This window comes from Micromonospora sp. NPDC023644 (genome assembly GCF_040640115.1).
Lineage (GTDB): Bacteria > Actinomycetota > Actinomycetes > Mycobacteriales > Micromonosporaceae > Micromonospora.
Genome location: NZ_JBFABA010000007.1, coordinates 90,007 through 112,792, shown reverse-complemented (window position 1 = coordinate 112,792; position 22,786 = coordinate 90,007). Strand labels below are relative to the sequence as shown.

At 74.5% G+C, this 22,786-nt stretch carries 18 protein-coding genes; 11 read left to right on the top strand and 7 right to left on the bottom strand.

Annotated elements, in window-relative coordinates; genetic code table 11:
* The first annotated feature begins 97 nt into the window (after positions 1 to 97).
* From AB0G08_RS08380 to AB0G08_RS08350, 7 genes are all read left to right on the top strand, one after another.
* Positions 98 to 844, top strand: coding sequence for a pyrimidine reductase family protein (locus AB0G08_RS08380; protein ID WP_358084956.1), 747 nt, complete (start codon positions 98 to 100; stop codon positions 842 to 844).
* A gap of 143 nt (positions 845 to 987) precedes the next feature.
* Positions 988 to 2,742 (top strand): ATP-binding protein, encoded by a 1,755-nt coding sequence (locus AB0G08_RS08375; protein WP_358084953.1) that lies wholly within the window; start codon positions 988 to 990, stop codon positions 2,740 to 2,742.
* 9 nt (positions 2,743 to 2,751) lie between these two features.
* A complete protein-coding gene (locus AB0G08_RS08370; protein ID WP_358084950.1) occupies positions 2,752 to 3,903 on the top strand; it encodes an exonuclease SbcCD subunit D in 1,152 nt (383 codons plus the stop codon).
* Positions 3,903 to 6,377, top strand: a complete 2,475-nt coding sequence (locus tag AB0G08_RS08365) for an SMC family ATPase (protein WP_358084947.1) — start codon at positions 3,903 to 3,905, stop codon at positions 6,375 to 6,377. Before AB0G08_RS08370 ends, AB0G08_RS08365 begins: the two co-directional genes overlap by 1 nt.
* Before the next feature lie 49 nt (positions 6,378 to 6,426).
* On the top strand, positions 6,427 to 7,386 hold the full coding sequence (locus AB0G08_RS08360) for a hypothetical protein (protein ID WP_358084944.1): 960 nt from the start codon (positions 6,427 to 6,429) through the stop codon (positions 7,384 to 7,386).
* Positions 7,386 to 8,243, top strand: a complete 858-nt coding sequence (locus tag AB0G08_RS08355; RefSeq protein WP_358084941.1) for a fused MFS/spermidine synthase — start codon at positions 7,386 to 7,388, stop codon at positions 8,241 to 8,243. Before AB0G08_RS08360 ends, AB0G08_RS08355 begins: the two co-directional genes overlap by 1 nt.
* 184 nt (positions 8,244 to 8,427) lie before the next feature.
* Positions 8,428 to 9,429 carry an endonuclease/exonuclease/phosphatase family protein gene (locus AB0G08_RS08350; protein ID WP_358084939.1) on the top strand — a complete coding sequence of 334 codons (1,002 nt, stop codon included), beginning with the start codon at positions 8,428 to 8,430 and terminating at the stop codon, positions 9,427 to 9,429.
* A gap of 24 nt (positions 9,430 to 9,453) precedes the next feature.
* Here the strand turns inward: AB0G08_RS08350 and AB0G08_RS08345 are convergent, their stop codons facing one another.
* The 3 genes from AB0G08_RS08345 to AB0G08_RS08335 all read right to left on the bottom strand — a co-directional run bounded on the left by AB0G08_RS08345 (position 9,454) and on the right by AB0G08_RS08335 (position 15,935).
* Complete coding sequence (locus AB0G08_RS08345) at positions 9,454 to 11,202, bottom strand: stealth family protein (RefSeq protein ID WP_358084936.1); 1,749 nt, start codon at positions 11,200 to 11,202, stop codon at positions 9,454 to 9,456.
* Positions 11,199 to 13,919, bottom strand: a complete 2,721-nt coding sequence (locus AB0G08_RS08340; protein ID WP_358084934.1) for a CDP-glycerol glycerophosphotransferase family protein — start codon at positions 13,917 to 13,919, stop codon at positions 11,199 to 11,201. Before AB0G08_RS08340 ends, AB0G08_RS08345 begins: the two co-directional genes overlap by 4 nt.
* A gap of 87 nt (positions 13,920 to 14,006) precedes the next feature.
* A complete protein-coding gene (locus AB0G08_RS08335) occupies positions 14,007 to 15,935 on the bottom strand; it encodes a stealth family protein (protein WP_358084932.1) in 1,929 nt (642 codons plus the stop codon).
* Positions 15,936 to 16,424: 489 nt separating this feature from the next.
* Here AB0G08_RS08335 and AB0G08_RS08330 point away from each other — a divergent pair, with 489 nt between their 5' ends.
* Positions 16,425 to 17,345 (top strand): DNA-3-methyladenine glycosylase 2 family protein, encoded by a 921-nt coding sequence (locus AB0G08_RS08330; RefSeq protein ID WP_358084929.1) that lies wholly within the window; start codon positions 16,425 to 16,427, stop codon positions 17,343 to 17,345.
* A 78-nt stretch (positions 17,346 to 17,423) separates the two neighbouring features.
* On the opposite strand, the gene AB0G08_RS08325 is transcribed toward AB0G08_RS08330, so the two are convergent.
* On the bottom strand, positions 17,424 to 17,954 hold the full coding sequence (locus AB0G08_RS08325) for a DUF1990 domain-containing protein (RefSeq protein ID WP_358084926.1): 531 nt from the start codon (positions 17,952 to 17,954) through the stop codon (positions 17,424 to 17,426).
* Positions 17,955 to 18,011: 57 nt separating this feature from the next.
* Between AB0G08_RS08325 and AB0G08_RS08320 the strand changes: the two genes are divergently transcribed.
* Positions 18,012 to 18,506, top strand: coding sequence for a GNAT family N-acetyltransferase (locus AB0G08_RS08320; protein ID WP_358084923.1), 495 nt, complete (start codon positions 18,012 to 18,014; stop codon positions 18,504 to 18,506).
* On the opposite strand, the gene AB0G08_RS08315 is transcribed toward AB0G08_RS08320, so the two are convergent.
* Positions 18,481 to 18,903, bottom strand: a complete 423-nt coding sequence (locus tag AB0G08_RS08315) for an SRPBCC family protein (RefSeq protein ID WP_358084920.1) — start codon at positions 18,901 to 18,903, stop codon at positions 18,481 to 18,483. The two genes, AB0G08_RS08320 and AB0G08_RS08315, sit on opposite strands and share 26 nt — an antisense overlap.
* Positions 18,904 to 19,156: 253 nt before the next feature.
* Positions 19,157 to 19,369, bottom strand: a complete 213-nt coding sequence (locus AB0G08_RS08310) for a hypothetical protein (RefSeq protein ID WP_132233121.1) — start codon at positions 19,367 to 19,369, stop codon at positions 19,157 to 19,159.
* Between the two features lie 136 nt (positions 19,370 to 19,505).
* Between AB0G08_RS08310 and AB0G08_RS08305 the strand changes: the two genes are divergently transcribed.
* Together AB0G08_RS08305 and AB0G08_RS08300 are read left to right on the top strand one after the other, a co-directional pair.
* Positions 19,506 to 20,618, top strand: coding sequence for an ATP-dependent DNA ligase (locus tag AB0G08_RS08305; protein WP_358084916.1), 1,113 nt, complete (start codon positions 19,506 to 19,508; stop codon positions 20,616 to 20,618).
* An 84-nt stretch (positions 20,619 to 20,702) separates the two neighbouring features.
* Positions 20,703 to 22,289: an alpha/beta hydrolase gene (locus AB0G08_RS08300; RefSeq protein WP_358085131.1), complete on the top strand. Its 1,587-nt coding sequence runs from the start codon at positions 20,703 to 20,705 to the stop codon at positions 22,287 to 22,289.
* Here AB0G08_RS08300 and AB0G08_RS08295 read toward each other — a convergent pair.
* Positions 22,216 to 22,728 carry an ion channel gene (locus AB0G08_RS08295; protein ID WP_358084914.1) on the bottom strand — a complete coding sequence of 171 codons (513 nt, stop codon included), beginning with the start codon at positions 22,726 to 22,728 and terminating at the stop codon, positions 22,216 to 22,218. The genes AB0G08_RS08300 and AB0G08_RS08295 overlap by 74 nt on opposite strands.
* Positions 22,729 to 22,786: the final 58 nt, after the last annotated feature.

Here is a 22,786-nt window from a genome sequence, read left to right as displayed (position 1 = left end):
GGGCCAGGCGGCACGACGACTGTCCGGGGCGCACCTGGTGCGACTGCCAGCACCGTACCCCCCGACCCACCCCTCCGGTCACCGGTCCGGCCGGCGAATGAGCGTCGGAATCCCGATTTCGGCGCTCTGGCCGCAGGCGTCGGCGCGACCGCTGGACGACGCCGCGCTCACCGCGCTCTACGGCCGGGCCGACCGCCCCCACCTGCGGGTGAACTTCGTGACCAGCGTCGACGGCGGCGTCTCCGTGGACGGCTACTCCGCCGGGCTCTCCGGCGAGCCGGACAAGCGCGTCTTTGGGCTGCTGCGCATGCTCTGCGACGCCCTGCTCGTGGCCGCCGGCACCCTGCGGCACGAGGGCTACCGGGCGGTCCGCCTCGACGAGCGTCGCCGGGCGTGGCGCCGCGGGCACGGCCTGTCCGAGTACCCGACGCTGGTCGTCGTCTCCGGCTCGCTCGACCTCGACCCGGCGCAGGCCGCGTTCGCCGACGCGCCGGTGCGGCCCGTGGTGCTCACCCGGGCCGACGCCACGGCGCCGCCCGGCCTGGCCGAGGTCGCCGACCTGGTGCGCTGCGGCGACGACCGGGTCGACCTCGCGGCGGGCCTGGCCGAGCTGCGTCGCCGCGGCCACGGCCAGGTGCTCTGCGAGGGTGGCCCGCACCTGTTCGGCGCGCTCACCGCCGCCGACCTGGTGGACGAGGTCTGCCTCACCGTCGCCCCGCTGCTCGCCGGGGCGGGGCCGGGGCGGATCACCGCCGGCGAGGCCAGCGACGTGCGCCACCTGCCGCTGCGGCACGTGCTCGCCGCCGCCGACGGGACGCTCATGCTCCGCCACGCCCGCGACTGACCGTGGTCGGGCCGGCACCCTGCGGCTGACGGCCGCCGACGGCGGCGTGGCGTCCGCCGCGTCGCATGGCAACCTGTCGTACTCCTCGGGCAGGATGCAGGCGTGTGCCCCGACCGCGACGACCAGCCGACCGGAGTTGCCCGATGACTGACGACGGGTTCGACGGCCCGGGCGAGGTGGTCGGCCGGGTGCTGGGCACCGCCGACGCCACCCCCCTGCAGTTCTGGACCGCGGTCTCCCCCGACAGCTACCTGCAACTCGACGACGTCGTGGTGACCCGGCGGGAGCTGCCCGACCGCGAGCCGGTGACGATCGCCGGGGTGGTCACCCAGGTGCGCGCCCGGCACGAGGGCGCCCAGTTCGACTCCGACGTCTTCGCCATCGCCGACGGCACGCTGCCCGCCCAGGTGCAGGAGGCCGCCGAGATCACCACCACCCGCGTCGACCCGGAGCTCTACGTGCCGCCGTCGCCCGGTGCGGTGGTGCACCGCGCCGAGGGCGACGCCCGGGCCCGGGCGCTGCACTTCGACCGGATGGAGCGACGCATCCCGATGGGCATGGGCCGCGACGGGGTGCCGGTCTACCTCAACGCCGACTTCCTCGACGGCAGCCGGGGCGCGCACGTGTCGATCTCCGGCATCTCCGGGGTCGCCACGAAGACGAGCTTCGCCACCTTCCTGCTCTACTCGGTCTTCCGCTCCGGCGTGCTGGGCGGCGACGCGGTCAACGCCAAGGCGCTCATCTTCAACGTCAAGGGCGAGGACCTGCTCTTCCTCGACCACCCCAACACGCGGCTGGACGACGCCACCCGCGCCGCCTACGCGAAGCTCGGCCTGGTCGCCGGGGCCTTCCCCGACGTGCGGGTCTACGCCCCGCCCAGGGTGGGCGACGCCTCCGGCACGCCCGACGTGAGCAGCCGCCTCACCGGCGTGGACAGCTTCTACTGGACGCTCAGCGAGTTCTGCGCCGACCGCCTGCTGCCCTACGTGTTCGCCGACGCCGACGACGAGCGCCAGCAGTACACGATGGTGGTGCACTCGGTCGCCGCCCACCTGGCCCGGCACGCCCAGCCCGCCGACGGCGGGGTGAGCATCGACGGGGTGCGGCTCGGCTCGTACGCCGACCTGGTCGACCACGTCGTCGACCAGCTCAACGACGACGAGACCCGCTCCGACTGGGCCGGCAGCGCCGTCGGGCTGGGCACGGTCAACGCGTTCGCCCGCCGGCTGATCGGCAGCAAGAAGGACCTGTCCCGGCTGATCCGGGGGGACCTGGCCACCCGCCGCCCGCACTCGATCAACACCGCCGAGAGCGCCCAGGTCACCGTGGTCGACCTGCACAACCTGCCGGACCGCGCGCAGCGGTTCGTGGTCGGCGTGACGCTGAAGAGCGAGTTCGAGCGCAAGGAGAAGGCCGGCACCGCCAAGCCGCTGCTCTTCGTGGTGCTCGACGAGCTCAACAAGTACGCCCCCCGCGAGGGCTCCTCCCCCATCAAGGAGGTGCTGCTCGACATCGCCGAGCGGGGTCGCTCGCTCGGGGTGATCCTGGTCGGCGCCCAGCAGACGGCGAGCGAGGTGGAGCGGCGGATCGTCACCAACTCGGCGATCCGGGTGGTGGGCCGGCTCGACCCGGCCGAGGCGTCCCGCCCGGAATACGGCTTCCTGCCGCCCGCCCAGCGACAGCGCGCCCTGCTCGCCAAGCCGGGCACGATGTTCGTCAACCAGCCCGACATCCCGGTGCCGCTCTGCCTGGAGTTCCCGTTCCCGGCCTGGGCCACCCGGGTCTCCGAGGCCGGCCGCGCCCCGTCCGAGACGCTCCGGTCGATCACCCAGTCCGTCGACCCGTTCGCGGTCGTCGGCTCCGGTGGCGGCACCAGCGACGACGACATCCCGTTCTAGGGGGCACCCGTGAAGATCCTGCACACCTCCGACTGGCACGTCGGCAAGGTCCTCAAGGGGCAGTCGCGGGCCGAGGAGCACAAGCGGGTCCTGGCCGGCGTGATCGACGTCGCCCGTGCCGAGGCGCCCGACCTGGTCATCGTCGCCGGTGACCTCTACGACACCGCCGCCCCGACGCCCGAGGCCACCCGGCTGGTCACCCGGGCCCTGACCGCGCTGCGCCGCACCGGCGCCGACGTCGTGGCCATCGGCGGCAACCACGACAACGGCCAGGCCCTCGACGCGCTGCGGCCCTGGGCCGAGGCCGCCGGGATCACCCTGCGCGGCGGGGTCCGGGACAACCCCGACGAGCACGTCGTCGACGGCACCACCGCCAGCGGCGAGCGCTGGCGGCTGGCCGCGCTGCCGTTCCTCTCCCAGCGCTACGCCATCCGCGCCGTGGAGATGTACGAGCTGACCGCCGCCGAGACCACCCAGACCTACGCCGACCACCTGGGCCGGGTGCTGGGCCGGCTGACCGAGAGCTTCACCGAACCGGACCGGGTGCACCTGGTCACCGCCCACCTGACCGTGGTCGGCGCGACCACCGGCGGCGGGGAGCGCGACGCGCACACCGTGCTGGGCTACGCGGTGCCCGCGACCGTGTTCCCCGGGACGGCGCACTACGTGGCGCTGGGCCACCTGCACCGCTCGCAGCGGGTGCAGGGCCCCTGCCCGATCCGCTACAGCGGCAGCCCGCTGGCGGTCGACTTCGGCGAGCAGGAGAACGTGCCGTCGGTGACCGTCGTCGAGGTCACCGCGACCACGGCGGCGCAGGTCCGCGAGGTGCCGGTGACCGCCGCCACCACGCTGCGCACGGTCCGGGGCACCCTGGCCCAGCTCGCCGAGACGCAGGTGCCGGACGACGCCTGGCTGCGGGTGTACGTCCGGGAGCAGCCGCGCGCCGGGCTGCGCGAGGAGGTACAGGAGCTGCTCCCCTCGGCCCTGGAGATCCGGATCGACCCGGAGCTGGTGCCCGCCCCGGGCAGCGGCGCCCGGGTGGCGCAGCGGGCGGGCCGCTCGCCCCGGCAGCTCTTCGCCGACTACCTCGACAGCCGGGGGCACACCGACGACGGGGTGCGGGAGCTCTTCGACGAGCTCTTCGAGGAGGTCGACAACTGATGCGGCCGATGCGGCTGGACATGGCGGGCTTCACCGTCTTCCGCGACGAGACCACGATCGACTTCACCGACGCCGACTTCTTCGCCCTGGTCGGGCCGACCGGCTCGGGCAAGTCGACGGTGCTGGACGCCATCTGCTTCGCCCTCTACGGCACGGTGCCGCGCTGGGGCGGCACCCGGGGCCTGGGCAACGCGCTGGCGCCGTCGGCCACCGAGGCGCGGGTCCGGCTGGTCTTCGAGTCCGCCGGCTCCCGCTACGTGGCGACCCGGGTGGTCCGCCGCGACGGCCGGGGCAACGTCAAGACGGCCAACGCCGGGTTGCAGCTGATGCCGGCCGGGTTCGACGTGACCAAGCTCGACACCGGGCTCAGCCCGGACGACCTCGGCGAGGTGGTGGCCGGCACCCCCGCCGAGATGGAGCAGGCGGTGCTGGAGGCGGTCGGGCTGCCCTACGAGCAGTTCACCAGCTGCGTGGTGCTGCCGCAGGGGCAGTTCGCGGACTTCCTGCACGCCAAGCCGGCCACCCGGCAGCAGATCCTGGTCAACCTGCTCGGCCTCGGGGTCTACGAGGACGTGCAGAAGAAGGCGACCGCGCGGGCCACGCAGGCCGAGGCGAAGCTGGAGGCGGTCGACCAGGCGCTCGCCGGGCTGACCGACGTCGACGACGCCGCGCTGGAGGCGGCGACCGGGCAGGTCGACCGGATGCGGGACCTGGCGGAGGCGGTGGCGTCCGCCGTACCGGAGCTGGCGGCGGCCCGGGCGACGGCGCGCGAGGCGGGCGCGGCCCTGGCCGCCCTCGACGCCGATCTGGCGGTGCTGGCCGCCGTGCGCGCGCCGGACGGGGTTGCGGAGGTGGCCCGGGCGGTCGCGTCGGCGCGGGCCGGCGCGGACGAGGCGGCGACGGCGGTGTCGCTGGCCGAGGAGCGGGAGGAGAAGCTCCGCGGCGAGCTGGCTGCCGCCGGCGACGAGAGCGCGCTGCGGCTGCTGCTGCGGGCGTACACCGACCGGGAGAAGCTGGCCGGCGAGGCGGAGGCGGTCCGCGCGGCGGTGACCGGGGCGCAGGCCGAGCACGGCGCGGCCGTGGCGGCGCTGGCCGAGGCGCGGGCGGCGGCCGAGCGGGCCGAGGCGGAGCTGGAGGCGGCCTTCCGCGCCCACGAGGAGGCGAAGGCGACCGACCAGGCGGTGGCGTTGCGCGCGCACCTGCGCGCCGGGGCGCCCTGCCCGGTCTGCGAGCAGACCGTCGCGACGGTGCCGGCGGTGCCGGCCGACTCGGCGGTGGCCGCCGCGACGGCGGCGGGACGGGCGGCGCGGGCCGCCAGCAAGGCCGCCCAGTCCGTGGTGCAGGAGCGCGACGGCGCGGCCCGGGAGCTGGAGCGGGTGCTGCTGCGCGCGCGGGCCCGGCAGGACCAGGTGCAGGCCCGCCTGGCCGAGCTGGACGACCATCTGGCGGGGGCGGCCGAGCCGGCGGTGCTGCGCCGCGAGCTGGACGAGCACGCGCGGCTGCGCCGGGCGCTGGAGGAGTCGGCGACGGCGGTGCGGGCCGGCCGGGACGCCGCCCGGCGAGCCCGGGCGGCGGTGGACGCCGCCGAGGAGCGGCTGCGGGCGACCTGGCGGGCGTTCGACGCGACCCGCGACGGGCTGGCCCGGTTCGGGCCGCCGACGGCGGACCGGGAGGACCTCGGCGCGGCGTGGGCCGCCCTCACCGGATGGGCCGGCGAGGAGGCGGAGCGCCGCCGCGCGGAGCGGGCCGGGCGGGCCGGGGCGGTGGCGCAGGCCGAGGCCGTGGCGGCCGGGATCGGCGAGCGCATCGCGGGCGTCCTCGCCGCCGCCGGGCTGCCGCCCGCCGACGATCCGCTACGCGCCACCGACCGCGCCCTGGAGCGGGCCGAGGCCGACCTGCGCGAGCTGGAGCGGCGCCGGGAGCAGGCCGGTGGGCTGCGTGAGCAGCGGGCCGGGTACGAGCGCGAGGCGCAGGTGGCCCGGGCCCTCGCGGGGCACCTGCGGGCCAACAACTTCGAGCGGTGGCTGCTGGCCGAGGCGTTGGACCTGCTGGTCGACGGCGCCTCGGGCATCCTGCGGGAGCTCTCCGGCGGGCAGTACGACCTGGTGCACGACAAGGGCGAGTTCTTCGTGGTCGACCACCACGACGCGGGGCTGCGCCGGGGCGTGCGCACCCTCTCCGGCGGCGAGACCTTCCAGGCGTCGCTGGCGCTGGCGTTGGCGTTGTCGGAGCAGCTCGCCGGGATGTCCACCACGGCGGCGAGCCTGGAGTCGATCGTGCTGGACGAGGGCTTCGGCACGCTCGACGCGGCCACCCTCGACACGGTGGCCGCCACGCTGGAGAACCTGGCCGCCCGGGGCGACCGGATGGTCGGCGTGGTCACCCACGTGCCGGCCCTGGCCGAACGCATCCCGGTCCGGTTCGAGGTCAGCAAGGACGCCCGGTCGGCCCGTGTCGAACGGACCGGCCGGTGAGCGGGGCCCGTCGCGGCGCCCCGGCGTCCGCGACGGAAGGTTCGCTGCGGTGACCGACCCCCGGTTCTTCGTCGACGCGTGGGATCCGGCGTACGGCGCCTCGTTCGAGGCAGGCGGCGGCGGGCCCGCCGCGCCGAGCAGCGCCCAGGTCGACCCGGACGCCGAACTGCCGGCGGTGGACTGGCGGGCGATCGGGCCCCGCCCCGGCGTCCGCGCTCCCGACGTGGTGCTGCTCGTCGACGGGGTGCGCCGGATCGACGCGAGCGTGTGGACGGCCGAGGACGACGGGGCGTCCTTCCCCGGCCTGGCCGCGTCGTACGCCGCCGGGGTGGTCCGGTGCGACCTGGAGCGCGGCGCGGCGCAGCTGGCCGGCGCGCGGGTCGGTCGGGGGTTGTTCACCGCCAGTCCCTCGGCGGTGGACGTGGTGGCCGGCAGCGTCCGCTACCCGGTGCACCGGGTCAGCGGCACGGGCGAGCTGAACAAGCTCCCGGCCGCCGTGCAGGGGCCGCTGACCGCGCTGGAGGTGGAGGTCTCGGGGGCGGCCCGCACGGACGGCGACCTGCTGGTGGTCGACGGCCCGCTGCGCAACCGGCGGCAGCTGCCGCGCACGCTCGGCTACATCAAGACGCAGCACAGCCAGTACCTGGACGCCCGGCTGACCGCCGTGGTCACCGGCCTGGCGGCCGGCGAGCGCTCCCCGGTGTTCAAGCTCGGTACGGCCTGGGGCGGCTGGTCGTGGTACCTGCGGCTGCCGGTGGCCGTCGGCGCGCCGTGGGCGGGCATCGTCCGGATGGAGTGCTCCGCCGAGCTGAGCGTCGAGGAGGCGGTGGGCCTGGCCGACCTGTCGCTGGTCACGCTGCCCCGGTTCGCCTCCACCCCCTACAAGGACCCGCGGGCCCCGCAGAACCTGATCCCGATCGCCGGCCTGGAGCGCCGGCTGCGGGCGCTGCTCGGCGACGCGCGGCTGCTGCACCGGGTGCTCACCGCCGCCGCCCGGAGGCGGCGCTGATGGGACGCAAGCGGGCGGCCGACACGGTGGCCGCGCGGGTGGACACCGGCCAGGCCGAGCTGGTGCCGGATCCGGACCGACCGGGGTCGTGGACCCTGCTGCTGGACGGCGCCCCGCAGTCGCACGTGGACCTCGCCGATCCCACGCACCTGGAGTTCGAGTACGTCCGGCGGCTCGCCGCCGCGATCGACCTGGTGGCGCCGGCCGGGGCGCCGCTGCGGGTGCTGCACCTCGGCGGTGGCGCGCTCACCCTGCCCCGCTACGTGTCGGCCACCCGGCCCGGCTCCACGCAGCGGGTGGTCGAGGTGGACGGCGCGCTGGTGGAGCTGGTCCGCCAGGCCCTGCCGTGGCCGGCGGATCCCCGGCTCAGGGTGCGGGTGGCCGACGCCCGCGCGGTGCTCGCCGCCAGCCGGGACGCCAGCTACGACATCGTGGTCGCCGACGTCTTCGCCGGTGCCCGCACGCCGGCCCACCTGACCTCGGTGGAGTACGCCGCCGAGGTGGCCCGGGTGCTGCGTCCCACCGGCTTCCACCTGGCGAACGTCGCCGACGGCCCGCCGCTGCGCCACGCCCGGGGGCAGGTCGCCACGGTCCGGTCGGTGCTGCCCCGGGCCTGCCTCATCGGCGACGCGGCGGTGCTGCGGGGGCGGCGCTACGGCAACCTGGTGCTGGTGGCCGGCCGGGTCGAGCCGCCGGTGCCCGAGCTGACCCGGCGCGCCGCCGGGGACTGGTTCCCCGGCCGGGTGCTGGCCGGCGACGAGCTGGACCGCTTCGCCGGGGGCGCGCGGGTGGTCCGCGACGCCGACGCGACCGACTCGACCCCGCCGCCGCCGGGAATCTTCTCCGTCGGCCGTTGATCGGCCAGCGCGGGCACTCCGCACCGCCGCCGGGGCGATCGGGGTCCGCCCGCTGCTCGCACCGGGCCGGTTCCCCGGTGTCCGCCCGTACGCCTGCGGGCCGCTAGTCTGGCAGATCGGCGGCGGCTGCGGCGGGTGTCCACGGTCGACAGCACCATGCGCCGACATCGGGGAGAGGGGCGGCGTGGCGCCGAGGTGGAGGTCCCTGCCGGTGGTGCTCGCGCTGGTCGGCTCCCTCACCGCCGTCGCCGGCGCGACGGCGTCCACGGGCTGGCCCGCGGCGGACCGCTCCGCCGCCGTGCGGCCGGTGGAGTCCACCGCGCCGACTCCCGCACCGCCCCCGCCGACTCCGCTGACGGTGCTCACCTGGAACGTGTGCGCCAACGGCAAGGTGCGCTGTCTCGCCGGCCACCAGCACCGGCAGCTCGCCTCCGCCGTCGGCGAGGCGGCACGGAGTGGCTCAGCGGACGTGCTGCTGCTGCAGGAGATGTGCGCGGACCTGCTGCCCGCGCTGGAACGCAGCCTCGGCGCCGGCTGGAAGCTGCACTTCCGCCAAGCCTCGACGGCCGCGGTCAGGCGCGGCACGCTGGTGGACCGGCCGGTCACCTGTGGAACGGGCGGGGACCGGTACGGCCAGGCGGTGGCGGTGCGGCTCGCCGCGCCGGACGCCGGCAGGTCGTCGACCGTCCACGCGTCCTGGCTCGTCGCGCTCCCGTCGCCGAAACCCGTGGGCAGCAGATGGATGGAGCGGCGGTCGGCGGTCTGCGTCCGGTTGCACGCCCCCCGCCTCCAGGTCTGCGGTGCCCACCTGTCGACCCCGCAGCAGGATCCGGACGGCAGGGTCCGGGCCGCGCAGGCCGCACGGCTCGCCGCCGAAGCCCGCCGCGGCCACGAACGGGGATATCCGACCATCATCGGCGGCGACCTGAACACCACCCCCGCCACGACCGTGACCGGCAGCCGTCGACAAATCCTGCAGCCGCTGTACGACCTGGGCGCCGACTGCGACCTGGGCAGGATGCGACCGACGTTCGGCAGCATCAAGATCGACTACCTGTTCTCCGGCCCCGGCGTCACGCCGCTCGGCTGCACCGTGACCCCGTCCCCGCTCTCCGACCACCGGATGGTCTCGGCGCGCTACCACCTGCGCCCCGACCCGACGCCTGAGCGGCACGACCGATACTGACGGCGGACGAGCGCGTCTCGACGGTCAGCACTTCTCCCACGGGCTGGGCACCGGGAAGTAGGTGTCCAGGAAGGGGGTGAGGACCGAGACCTGGGCCGCCAGGTCCTCCTCCGTGGAGAACGCGTCGTTGAGGCAGAACACGTGGCGGTCCCGCTTGGCGAGCAGGTGCGCCAGGCGCGCGGGCGTGTCCGGGTGGGACAGCTCCGCGATGGTGTAGTCCAGTTCGCCCCGCACGGCGCGGCCGGTGTGGAACGCGTAGTAGTGGTGCAGCGACGAGACGACCGATATGTCCGTGACGCTGCGGAACTGGCTGCCGGCGGTCGCCCGGTGCTGCGCCGCGAAGGTCTCCTCGATCTCGTACAGCACGCTGCGCCGCAGCGCGTGCGGCATGTGCTTCATCTTCTGCGTCAGCACCGTGCCGAACCGCTCGGCGATCAGGGCCCGGTTGTTCTTCCCGGCCGCCGACGCCGGGATGTCGTCGGCCGAGGGCGGGCCGGGCGGCACCAGCGCCGGGGACGGGAAGAACTTGCTGATGCCGTTCGCCAGGAAGAAGTCCCGTGGGGTGACGTCGCGGCCGAGGAAGACGTCGTCGTTGAAGTAGAGGAACTGCTCCGACAGCCCGTCGATGTGGTGCAGCTGGCTTTCGATGGCGTGCGAGTTGAACGTCGGCAGCGCCGACGGGTCGCGGAAGATCTCCCGGTGGCTGACCACCCGCAGCCCCGGGCGGGCGGGATCCAGCCAGGGCGGCACTTGGTCGTCGGTGACCACGTAGACGTTGCGCACCCAGGGCGCGTAGGTGTGCAGGGAGCGCAGTGAGTAGCGCAGCTCGTCCCGGCTGAGGAACCGTGCCGCGCTCGCCGCCTCCGCGTGGTACGGCGTCCCCGCCACCTCGGCGCGCCGGCGCAGCCACGCCGGATCCGTGCCGTCCACCCACGTGTAGACGACGTCGACCGGAAACGTCACGTCGTCGGGGCGCCGGATCGCGAACTCCGGCCGGGTCCGGACCGTCACCGCCGGGTTCGCCGGCCCGAGGGCGGTGAACAGGTCGGCGGGTGCGTCGACGGCGTGGCCGGCCGCCGGCAACTCCTGCGCCACCAGGTTCCGGCGCGGGGCGACCAGCTGGTCCTCCCGTCGGGCCCAGAACTCCACGTCGCAGCCGTACGGCGCGCCGAGCACCAGGCAGTGGCCGGGATCGGTCCAGTACCAGGTCAGCCGAAGCACGTCCGCGTCGCGCAGCCGTCGCCAGGCCTGCGGCTCGTAGCCCGGCAGCGACGAGCGCGCCTGCCCGCCCGTGACCTCGGCGACGTACCCGGGCGTCCGGCGGCACGCATCGGCGAGCGCCGCGTGCACCCGCTCCCGATCCCCCGCGTCGACGGCGACCACCGCGTTGCGGTCGGGCAGCCCGCGTACGCAGAAGTGCTCCACACCCGCCGCGGCGAGCGCCCCGGTGACCGCGGCCAGGTTGCCCGCGCGGGCCGACCAGGGCGACACGTCCGGGCGGACCAGGGCGACCCGGGTCCTGCGCTCCACCGTCACCAGGGCCCGGTCAGCGCCCGCCAGCAGCTCCGGCTGGCGGCGGGCCAGCCGGGTCGACGGCTGCTGTCCGCCGGCGACCTGGGCCACCCACTGTTTGACCTGGTGCCGGGTCTGCGGGCTGAGTCGCTTGGCGATCGCCCGGCGGGCCTGCGGGCTGAGCACCCGGCGGTAGGTGTCGACGAACACCGACGGCTCGGCGACGGCCCGGGCGGGTTCGCGGCTCTGTCCGTCCGTCATCGCTGCGGGCCCGGCAGGGCCGCGATGGCGGCGGCGACCCGCTGACAGTTGTCGCGGTCCTGCACGCCGAAGAAGTCGGTCACCCGGCGTGAGTACTCGTCCTCCCGGGCACACCCGTTCCTCACGTACGAGATGATCGCCCGCACGGTCTCCTCCGCCGTCTGACAGACCGGGCCGAAGCCATGCTCGGCGTGCTCGAAGTAGCCCCTCCGGTAGCCGCCGATGGAGAAGTACTCCTCCGCGTCGAAGTGTGCGTAGATCAGCGGGGTGCCGAGGTAGGCGACGTCGAAGGCGGTGGAGGAGTAGTCGGTGATGAAGAGGTCGCACTGCCGCAGCGCGTCCTGGACGCTTCGCTGCGTCTGATCCACCACGGCGAAGCAGGGGTCCGCCGGCACCATGCTCGTCGACACCTTCCGCATCTCGTAGTGCGGAAGGAACTCCAGTGTGTAGCGGTGCTGCTGGAGGGTCTGCCTCAGCTCTTCGCTGCCGAAGAGGTCCCGCAGGAACTGGGCGTACCTGGACGTCTCGAAGGGAAAGCGCGGCGGCAGCGAGGGATTGTAGGACGGGCTGACCAGATAGCTTCGCCAGGTGGGCATGAGCAGGATCCGGCGGTTGCCCCGCTCGGGCACCAGCGCGTCGAAGCGCGGGAAGCCCAGCCGCTGGGCGCCGTCGCCGTAGTCGAAGTACTCGGCGGCGTACTCCGCCTCCTTGCCGGCCGCGGCGACGAACAGGTCGACCCCGGTCTTCGCCCGGTGCAGGCCGCCGCTGACGTCCTTGTCCGTGACCCCGTGCTGGAGGAAGACGCGGGCCGCTCCGATCCGCCAGTTCAGATGCTTGAGGAACTGGCCCCGCTCCCAGCGCGACGGGAGCATGTACGAGTCGATGTCGTACGAGTTGATCATCTTGGTGGCGTGCAGCATGAGGAACTTGTGCCGGAAGGAGTCGTGGGCGACGACGTTGCCCAGCCCGCTCAGCCGCTCCCGGTCCGGGCTGTCCTTCGCCAGCACGTAGTACACGTTGCGCCGGCGCTCGGCCTTGCGAAGGTACTTGAAGAGGTGCCAGGAGTTGTCCTGGGCCGTGTCCTTGCGCTCGCCGACGAGCCAGATGTCGCGGCGGCTCATGACCGGGGCGGTGACCAGCCGCAGCAGACGCTGCTTCCAGAACGGGCGACGGGACGCGACGTGGCGCAGGTCCTTGCGCAGCATCGTCCGCCGCCACGCGCGGGCGCCACCCGACCTCTGGACGAGCAGGGTCGCGCTTTCCCGGCCGACGAAGCCGGGCAGGATGCGGGTGTCCCCGGCGAGCTTCACCGGGGCGTCCCGCAGGAAGGCCGCCGAGATCAGGCACTGCCGGGACGCCTGGCCCGTCTCGGTCATGAAGACGAGTCGCAGGCCGTGCTGGCCGTTGCGCAACTGCGCGACGGGCACCTCGGCGGCGAATCCGGACCATTCGCGGCCGGGGTCGGCGGACTTCAGGTCGCCGCGCCGCTCGACGGTGGCGGGCACGGTCAGGTTGCTGCCGCGCACCCGAAGCCCGAGCGGGGTGCGGATCGGCTGGTGCATGGGCAGCCCGTTGACCTGGACGTGCCCGGACAGCCGCAGCGTGTCACCCGCCTTCGACAGCCGTGCCTGTTCCAGCCGCACGGACACCGCGCTGACCCGGGTCAGCGGGAGCAGCGCCGGCGTGACCGGATAGTCCAGGTACAGCTCACCACCGCAGGCGACGATCCCCTGGACCTTCGTCCAGGGACGGGCGAAGAGGTCGAAGTCGTAGGACTTGAAGGCCAGGTAGGACAGCCGGTGCCGCGTGTCGGCCGTCCAGCGGGCGATGAAGGAGGGGTCGATGTCCTGGTAGATCCGAGTGCACTTCTCGAAGATCTTCCACAGGTCGGCGTCCTCGAAGAGGGTGTGGGCGCGCATCGCGAAGCCCTGGTAGCTGCGTACCAGGAACCGTTCCAGCACCTCGCGGCGGAAGACGTCCAGCTCGGGGCGGAGCGCGGCGAGCGTCTCGCACAGCTCCAGGTGGTCCCAGTAGTTCTGCTCCCGGATGAACAGGTTGTCCATGATCGAGGTTCCGCTGACGCGCCGGCGGTACTGGTAGACCACCTCGTCCACGAGCGCGATGCGCTCGGCCTTGAGCAGCATCGGCAGGGCCAGGAAGGCGTCCTCGAAGTGCACGCCCTCCCGGAAGCGCAGGCCGTTCGCCCGGAGTTGGGCGAGGTCGTAGAGCTTGTGACACGGGCCGGCGTCGAAGACCAGGTCGGGCGCGTCGACCACGCTCTCCAGGAGGCGGTCTCCCTTGCCGAACGGCTTCTTCCAGAGGAACGCCGTCCGCTTCGGGAAGGTGTCCATGTCCCCGATGGCCATGCTCGCCTTGTTCTGCACGATCGCCTTGAGCAGCAGCTCGGTGGCGCGCGGCGGCAGGATGTCGTCCGAGTCGACGAAGGAGACGTACGGGGTCTCCGCCATGTCCAGCGCCCGGTTGCGGGCCGCGCCCGGGCCGGCGTTCTCCTGCTGGAGCACGGTCACGTTCGGGTGCTCGGCGGCGAACTGCTTGGCGATCGTGTCGGAGCCGTCCGTGCTGCCGTCATCGACCAGGATGACGTGGCACCGGTCGAAGGCGGTCTGGGCAGCGATCGATTCCAGCGTCTCGGGCAGGTAGTCCGCGACGTTGTAGACCGGGACGATGATCGTGACCTGGGGGGAAGGGCCTACCACGTGGGCTCCACTAAGGATTCGCAGAGATGTTGACGAGCTGGTCGGGGCGTTGGGCCGGCGCCCGACCGGGACCGGGTCCGCACCTTCTCAGGCATCCCGCCGCTGTCCCCGCTGGTCGAGGTGGGTTCCCCGACCGGGTGGCGCGGTTTCCTGCTGCGTCCGGGCGGCGGCGATGCGCATCGAGGGCAGTGTGGGCGCGTCCAGCCGCGGACCGACCCGCAGCGCGGGCACGGTCTGGCCGTCCACCTGCCGTCGGGCGGCGAGGGTGGGCGTGGTCGGGGCATCCACCTGCTGGCGCTGGCGGGCCGCGCCGCGCGACTGCCGCCACAGCGCGCTGGCGCCCAGCTTCCGGCGCTCGGCGACCACCTCGTCGGGCAGCTCGTACGGCGCCGGAAAGGGCAGGTAGCGGGGCAGGAAGTCGGCCAGCATCCGCTCCTGCTCGGCGAAGGCCTCGGGATCGGAGTCGGTGTCGTTGAGGCAGAACACGTCACGGTTGCGGCGGGCGAGCAGCTCGGCGAGGCGGGCGGGCGTCGAGGGGTGACCGAGGTCGGCGTACTCGTACTCGATCTCGCCCGGCACCGCCTGGCCGGTCAGGTAGGACCAGTACTGGTGCAGCGACGACGGGATGGACAGGTCGCCGTGGTGACGGAACTGGTGCCGTGCCGTCTTGGTCACGTCCGCCTGCAACATCTGCTCGATCTGGTACATGATGCTGCGCCGCAGCGCGAACGGGGTGTGCTTCATCTTCTGCGTGATGGTGACGCCGAACTGCCGCTGGATGTGCCGGCGGTTGTTCTTGCCGGCCGCGTTCACCGGCGGGTCGCTCGGCTTGGCCTCGCCCAGTCCGAACTGCGCCGGGGAGGGGAAGAACTTGGCGATCCCGTTGGCGTGGAAGAAGTGGGTCGGCAGCAGCGGCCGGCCCAGGAACACGTCGTCGTTGAGGTAGAGGAAGTGCTCGGCCAGACCCTCGATCCGGTGCAGCCGGGACTCGATGGCGTGCGAGTTGAACGACGACCGGAAACCGAGGTCGGCGAAGAGGTCGGCGTGCGTGACGACGGTGATGGTCGGGTGGGTCGGGTCGAGCCAGCTCGGCAGCTGGCTGTCGGTGACCAGGAAGATGCGTCGCAGCCAGGGCGCGAAGCTGTACAGCGCGCGCATCGCGTACCGCAGTTCGTCCCGGTTGTGGTAGCGCGACGAGTTGGCCGCCACCGCGTGCAGCGGTCCGTCGGGGGCGCCCTGCGCCGCCATCTTGCGCCGCAGCCACTCCGGATCCGAACCGTCCACCCAGGTGAACACCGCGTCGATCGGGAAGCCCACCCGGTCCGGGGCCCGGACGGCAAGGTCACGGCGGGTGCCGTAGACGTGGTCGTCCGCCTCCGGGACGAAGTGGCTGAGCAGGGCCGCGGCGACCCGCACCGGCTCCGCCCGGGCCGGCGCCTCGTCGATCACCGCGTTGTGCCGGGGCGCGCGCACGACGTCGCCCACGCGCGTCCAGAACTCGATCTCGCAGGCGAACTGCGCGCCCAGGACCACGCCCGCGCGGGCGTCGGTCACCGGGAACCACACCTGGATCACCTCGGCCGGGGCCAGGTTCGGCTGGTTGCGCCCGGGCCGCACCTCGACGGTACGCACGTGCGCGCCCGACAACGCCGGCGCGGCGCGGACCAGGCGACGCACCGCGTCCTGCTGGTCGACGAGGACGGCCACGGAACTGCGCAGGTAGTCGTCGTTGCGCAAGCAGTGGTAGTCGATCCCGGCAGCGTCCAGCGCCGACGTGACGGCCGTGAGGTTGCGGTGCCACATCTCCAACGGCGTCGCCGCGGCGACCACCTCGGCCTGGGTGCGGACGCCGTCGTCGCCGACCGACACCCGCGCTCCCGTCGGGTGCACGGTGTCACCGCCGCGCGGCCGCGTGAAGCTCCGCACGAGGCCGAGCCGGCGGTGCTGCGGAAGCAGACCGAGCAACTGGCGCCGGGCGGCGGGTGGAAGGAGGCGGTAGACCCGCAGAGCGATCATGCTTCGGCCCGTCCTGATCGGACGGCCGTCGTGTCGACGGCCATCGTCAGCGCTGGTGGTGACGAGGCGACGCCGCCGACACGGCATGCTCCTGACGAGCATCCGCAACAACAGTCATCACTGCATGCCCTTTCGACAGCTCCCCGTTGCACTGCCTGCGAGGCGGTGACGAATCGGCCGGGCACCGGAGGCCCAGGCCGCGATCCTCACCGGTCTCTCAGTGACGGCGACCGCTCCCTGGGCCACCCGTCGGCGAATCGGACGATAGCAGCGCGTTCATCCGGGAGACACCAGAAGACCCCAGAGGGTTCACAACCGACCAGGCACAACCGTGGTGATTCTCGCCTATCTGTTCCATTTGCCTGGATAATCCCAGCCGTTCAGTGGGTGCGACGATGCCGGGACGGTCAGCGGGAGCCGGCCCGCCACCGCACCACCGAGCAGGTGGGCGACGCACCGGACGGCGGCGGGACCTGGCACAGTGGCGAGGTGACCGAGACCCGGCCCGCCGCGACGCGGGAGCTGCGCCCGCCCGCCGGGTACCGGCTGGCCGCGTCGGTCCGGGCGCTGACCTTCAGCCCGTACGACCCCTGCGCGCGCGTCGCGGCCGGCACCTTCTGGTGGGCCGCCCGCACCCCGGACGGGCCGGCCACCCTCGCCCTGCGGCCGGTCGCCGGCGGCCTGCTCGCCGAGGGCTACGGCCCGGGCGCCGACCGGGTGGTGGAGCGGGCGGACGCGGTCGCCGGGCTCCGGGACGACGTGACCGGGTTCGCGGCGCTCGCCGCCGCCCACCCCGTGGTGGCGCGGCTCGCGGCCCAGCACCGGGGGCTGCGGATGCCGGCCACCGGGCAGGTCTTCCCCCGGCTGCTGCGGGCGGTCTTCGAGCAGAAGGTGACCGGCAAGGAGGCGTACCGGGCGTACGCCGCGACGGTGCGGCACTTCGCCGAGGCGGCGCCCGGGCCGATGCAGCCGCTGCTGCTCCCGCCGGACCCGGCGGCGGTGGCGGCGACCCCGTACTGGGTGTTCCACCCGTTCGGCGTGGAGCAACGCCGGGCCGAGACGCTGCGCCGCGCGGCGGCCGTCGCCGACCGGCTGGAGCGCTGCGCGGACTCCGCCGAGGCCACCCGCCGGCTCACCGCCATCGCCGGCATCGGCCCGTGGACCGCCGCCGAGGTGGTGCGGATCGCGTACGGGGACCCGGACGCGGTCAGCGTCGGCGACTTCCACGTGCCGAACACGGTGGCGTGGGCCCTGGCGGGCGAGCCGCGCGGCGACGACGCCCGGATGCTGGCCCTGCTGGAGCCGTTCCGGGGGCACCGGGGTCGGGTCTGCGTGCTGCTGGCGGCCGGTGGCGTCCAGGCGCCGAAGTACGGCCCGCGGATGCCGATCCGCTCCTTCGCCCGGTTCTGACGCCGGTCCGCCGCCGGTCGTGTCGCTGATCGCCGGACCGCCCGGCGACCGCCGCCTCGACGGGCGGCGCGGTGCGGGTCAGGGACGGGCGCAGAGCCGGCGCAGGGTGCGCCCGAGCCACCAGGCGTACGCCCGCTGGAAGGCCCGGCCGGCCGGCCCGGCGGCGCGCATGACCCAGCGGTCCGGCCGGCTGAACGCGACCACCTCGAACCAGACGTGGCCGGCGGCGTCGCGGCTCACCACGAACGCCTCCTCGCCGCGCGCCGGATGGCCGGGCAGCGTGCCGTACCCGAAGCCGGCCCGCCGCCCGTCGTCGACGGCCCAGACCACCTGGCAGGGCGCGGCCAGCCGCAGCGGGCCGACGCCCAGACCGGAGACCACCCGGACCCCGGGCGCGGCCCGGCCGGCGTCGGCGTCCATCCGGATGCCGGCCGCCCGGTGCAGGCCCCAGCCGAGCACGACGTCCCCGGCCGTCGTGAAGCAGGAGTCGGGCAACCGGACCCGGTGCCGCACGTGCCGCCAACCGGGCGGCAGCTCGCCGGTCTCGGTGGCGCCCACGTGCGGATAGGTCAGTGCCGGCACGGCGCACCCCCACGGCTCGACGGACACCGCCAGCGTACGGGCGGTGCGGGCGGCCCGCCCGACGACCTGTGGTTGGCTGTCGGGGTGATCGTCGAGCCGCGCATCGTCCCCGCCGACGTCCCGGACGCCGGCGAGATCCTCACCGTGCAGCGCGCCGCGTACCTCACCGAGGCACAGCGCTACGCCGACCCGTTCCTGCCCCCGCTGACCGAGACCCTGGACGAGGTGCGGGCCGCGCTGGCGGGCCCGGCGACGGTGCTCACCGCCCGGCTCGGCGACCGGCTGGTCGGTTCCGTCCGGGCGCACGTCGACGGCGACACCGCGCACGTCGGCCGGCTCTCCGTCGCCCCGGACCAGCAGGGCCGGGGCGTCGGCGGGCGGCTGCTGCGCGCGGTGGAGGCGGCCTGCGCCGCCCGGGTACGCCGCTTCGCGCTCTTCACCGGCGCCGACAGCGAGCAGAACCTGCGCCTGTACGAGCGGCACGGCTACCGGGTCGTCGGGCACCGGCCGGACCCGAACGGCATCCGGCTCGCCCTGCTGGAGAAGGCGGTGGTCAGTCCCGCTCGCAGCGACGCCTGAGCCCGTCGGCCTCCATCCGCAGGTAGCGGCGCATCAGGTCGCCGTAGAGCCAGCCGACGGGCCCGGCCAGCGGCCCGGACTGCGTGATGGCCAACTCGACGCGGCTGCGCCCGTCGGGCAGCGGCAGCACCCGGTGCTCGCCGAGCGTGCGCACGCCCGGGCTGCCCGAGACCCAGGAGAACGAGCGCCCCTCGGTCAGCTCGGTGACCCGCCACACCGCCGGTCGCAGCTTCGGCTGCTCCAGCCGGGCCGTGGCACCCACCGCGAGCGGCCCCGGCTCCCCCCGTAGCGCCCGGCGCACCGAGGGCGTCCACTCCGGCCACCGCTCGACGTCGACCAGCACCGCCCAGACCCGTTCCGCCTCGGCGGCCACCTCCGTGCCGGCCTCGAACCGCATCGCGCCTCCTCCCCGTGGCGGCGCCCGGTGGCGCCGCTGCCAGTCCCGACGAGACTGCCCCACGGATCGTGACCGCGGCACCCACCGGCCGGCCCGTCGCCGCAGCCGAGCCGGTCGCCGCAGCCGAGCCGGTCGCCGCAGCCCTCGGCCGCCGCCGGCCGGTCGGCCGGGCCACCTCCACCGGGTCCGTCGGCACCGGCGGGTCCGTCGCCGCCGGGGTGCCCGGGCGGCCGGTGGGCCCGGTCGCCGCGGGTCAGGCGGCCTCGCGCAGGTCGGCCAGGCCGAGGGGGGTACGTCGGCGCAGCAACTCCTCCAGCTCCGCCACCGAGCCGGCCTCGCCGAGCACGTCCTTGCCGCCGCCGAACTGGCGGGGATAGCGGCGCACCAGCCGGTAGCGGTAGCGGCCCCGGATCAGCTCGACGCTCACCCGCCACCGCCCGCAGCACCCGCAGACCCACTCCGACACCCCGCGAAGGTAGCTCTGACCTGCGGTTTTGCGATTCGCCCGGTGCGGCACGAGGGGCGCGCGGCCGGACACGCCGGTCCTTCACCACCCGTGATCTGCCTCACGACTGTCGGTGCGGTCTGGTTGACTGGTCGCCGTGAAGCTGCCGATCAGTCCGCCGGTCGAGCCGATGCTGGCCAAGAGCGTCCCGCGGGTCCCCACCGCGCCCGGGATGACCTACGAGCCGAAGTGGGACGGCTTCCGGTGCATCGTGTTCCGCGACGGCGACGAGGTGGAGCTGTCCAGCCGGGGCGGCAAGTCGATGACCCGCTACTTCCCGGAGGTGGTCGAGCAGGCCCGCCGCCAGCTGCCGCGGCGGTGCGCGGTCGACGGCGAGCTGATCGTGATCCGGCGCGACGGGCCGGGCGGGCAGCCCCGGCTCGACTTCGAGCTGCTGGCCCAGCGCGTCCACCCGGCCGCGTCCCGGGTGAAGATGCTGGCCGAGACCACGCCGGCCGACTTCGTCGCCTTCGACCTGCTCGCCCTCGACGACGAGACGCTGCTCGACGAGCCCTATCCCCGGCGTCGGGCCCGGCTGGAGTCGGCGCTGGCCGGGGTCCGCCCGCCGGTGCACGTCACCCAGGTCACCACCGACGTCGACACCGCGCACCGCTGGTTCGACGTCTTCGAGGGCGCCGGCCTGGACGGCCTGATCGCCAAGCCGGCCGACCTGCCCTACGAGCCGGGCAAGCGGCTCATGTTCAAGGTCAAGCACGCCCGCACGGCCGACGTGGTGGTGGCCGGCTTCCGCTGGCACAAGTCCGGCCCGGTGGTCGGCTCGCTCCTGCTCGGCCTCCACGACGACGACGGCGTCCTGCACCACGTCGGGGTGAGCGCGTCGTTCACCATGGCCCGCCGCGCGGAGCTGCTGGAGGAGCTGGAGCCCTACCGGGACGTCGGCGCCGACCACCCGTGGGTGCACGGCGACCACGAGCGCGGCCAGCGCCTCCCCGGCGGGGTGAGCCGCTGGACGGGCACCCGCAACCTGGAGTGGGAGCCGCTGCGCCCCGAGCTGGTGGTCGAGGTCGGCTACGACGCCATGGAGGGCGACCGGTTCCGGCACACCGCCCGGTTCGTCCGCTGGCGGCCCGACCGTGATGCCCGCTCCTGCCGCTACGACCAGCTCGACCGGCCCGTACGGTTCGACGTGGACCAGGTGCTGCGCGGCGACCCGACGGTGACCGTGGGGTCCGCCGCCGGGCCGGCGTAGCCTGGCCGTCGACTCGATCCCGGAGGCTCGCTCGTGACCCGCACTCCCGACCGGCTCCGCCGGTTCCGGCTCACCCTCGCCGGGCTGGCCACCGCCGCGCTGGTCGCCGCCGGCTGCACCCTCCCGGCGATCGCGCCCCGGACGGAGGCCGGCGGCGAGGCCGCCGCCCCCGGCACGGCGCCCACGTGGCGGGCCTGCCCGGAGGTGGCCGAGGAGCTGGTCGGGCGCGGTGCGCCGAACATCCGCTACGAGTGCGCCCGGATCAAGGTGCCGCGCAACTGGGACACGGAGCCGGGCGGCGGGGCCACCCCCGGACCGGGTGCCGGGGCCACCACCGGCCCGGGCGCCGGCGCCACCACCGGCCCGGGTGCCGGGCAGACCTTCGAGATCGCGCTGCTGCGGGCCCGGTCCACCAAGCAGCGCGACCGGATCGGCTCGCTGGTCGTCAACCCGGGCGGGCCCGGCGGCTCCGGCGTGGACACGGCTGTCTACCTCTCCTTCGGCCCGGCGTTCGGCGGCCTGCCCGCCTCGATCACCGACCGGTTCGACATCGTCGGCTTCGACCCGCGCGGGGTGTCCCGTTCCAGCCCGGTCAGGTGCATCCCCGACGCCGACCTGGACGCCAGCTTCGGCTACGACCCCGACCCGCGGAGCCAGGAGTCGTTCGACGGCTTCGTCGCGCTCAGCCGGAAGATCGGGCGCGGCTGCGGCGACCGCTACGGCGACCAGCTGCCGCTCTACGGCACCGAGCAGGCCACCCGGGACATGGACGCGGTCCGCGCCGCCGTCGGCGACGACAAGCTGACCTACCTCGGCTACTCCTACGGCACGCTGCTCGGCGCCACCTACGCCCAGCTCTACCCGCAGCGGGTGCGGGCGCTGGTGCTCGACGGCGCGGTCGACCCGCGGCAGGGCCTGGTCGCCGGCTCGGAGGGCCAGGCCAAGGGCTTCGAGCGGGCCTTCGGCAACTTCACCACGTGGTGCGCGGCCAACGCCGGGCGCTGCCCGATCGCCCCGGACGCCCGGGCCAGGGTCACCTCGGCGATCGACAAGGCGCGGGTGTCCCCGGTGCGCGGCGACGACGGCCGGGAGGCCACCGCGGGCTGGGTCTTCTACGCGATCATCTCGTCGCTCTACACCGAGTCGGGCTGGCAGGAGTTGGCCCGCGCCATCGACAAGCTGGAGGGCGGCGACCCGGAGGACGTGTTCCGCCTCGCCGACGCGTACGCCGACCGGGACTCCGACGGGCGCTACTCGAACATGTTCGACGCCAACCTGGCGGTCAACTGCGCCGACGAGGAGGAGAAGCCGAGCCGGGAGCGGATCCGGCAGCTCCAGTCGCAGTGGCGGGCGAAGTACCCGATGTTCGGTCCGGCCCTGGCCGTCGGTCTGCTCTCCTGCACCGAGTGGCCCGGGGGTCGCGACCCGTACCCGACGGGCCGGGCCGACGGGGCGCCGCCGATCCTGGTGGTGGGCACCACCGGCGACCCCGCGACGCCGTACGAGCAGACCCCCGCGCTGGCCGCGATGCTGGGCGTGGGCCGGGTGCTCACCTGGGAGGGCGAGGGGCACACCGCGTACCCGCAGACCTCCTGCGTCAACGAGGCGGTCGACGCCTACCTGATCGACCTGACGGTGCCCAGGGAAGGGCTGCGCTGCCCGGCGCGCTGACCGGCCGCTCCGGCGGCAGGTCGGGCAGGTCGATGCCCTGCCGCGCGGCGATCTCCTCCAGCAGCGCCCGCATCCGGCGCACGTCGGCCTTGAGCTGCTCCTGCTCCTCGTGCTCGAAGGCGTCGTCGTCGACGATGAGCTGACTGGCGAAGTGCGCGGTGATCAACGGGATGACCAGCAGCACCATGGTCGAGATGAGCAGCGCGGCGAGGGTGCGGCCCTGCCAGCTCACCGGCGAGATGTCGCCGTAGCCGACGGTGGACGCGGTCACCACCGCCCACCAGACGGCGTCCGCCGCGCTGCGGTTCTCCACCTGGCCGTAGATCACGCCGGCCACCACGATCATGAGTAGGTACGAGATGATCAACGTCCGGGGCGAGTTGGCGAACCAGACCAGCCCTCGGTAGATCAACCGGAACGGCAGCAGCAGGACGTCCATGGACAGCCATGTTGCCCCCCGCCCGCCAGCGCCGCCCGCTCATCGGCCCGGTTCGCTG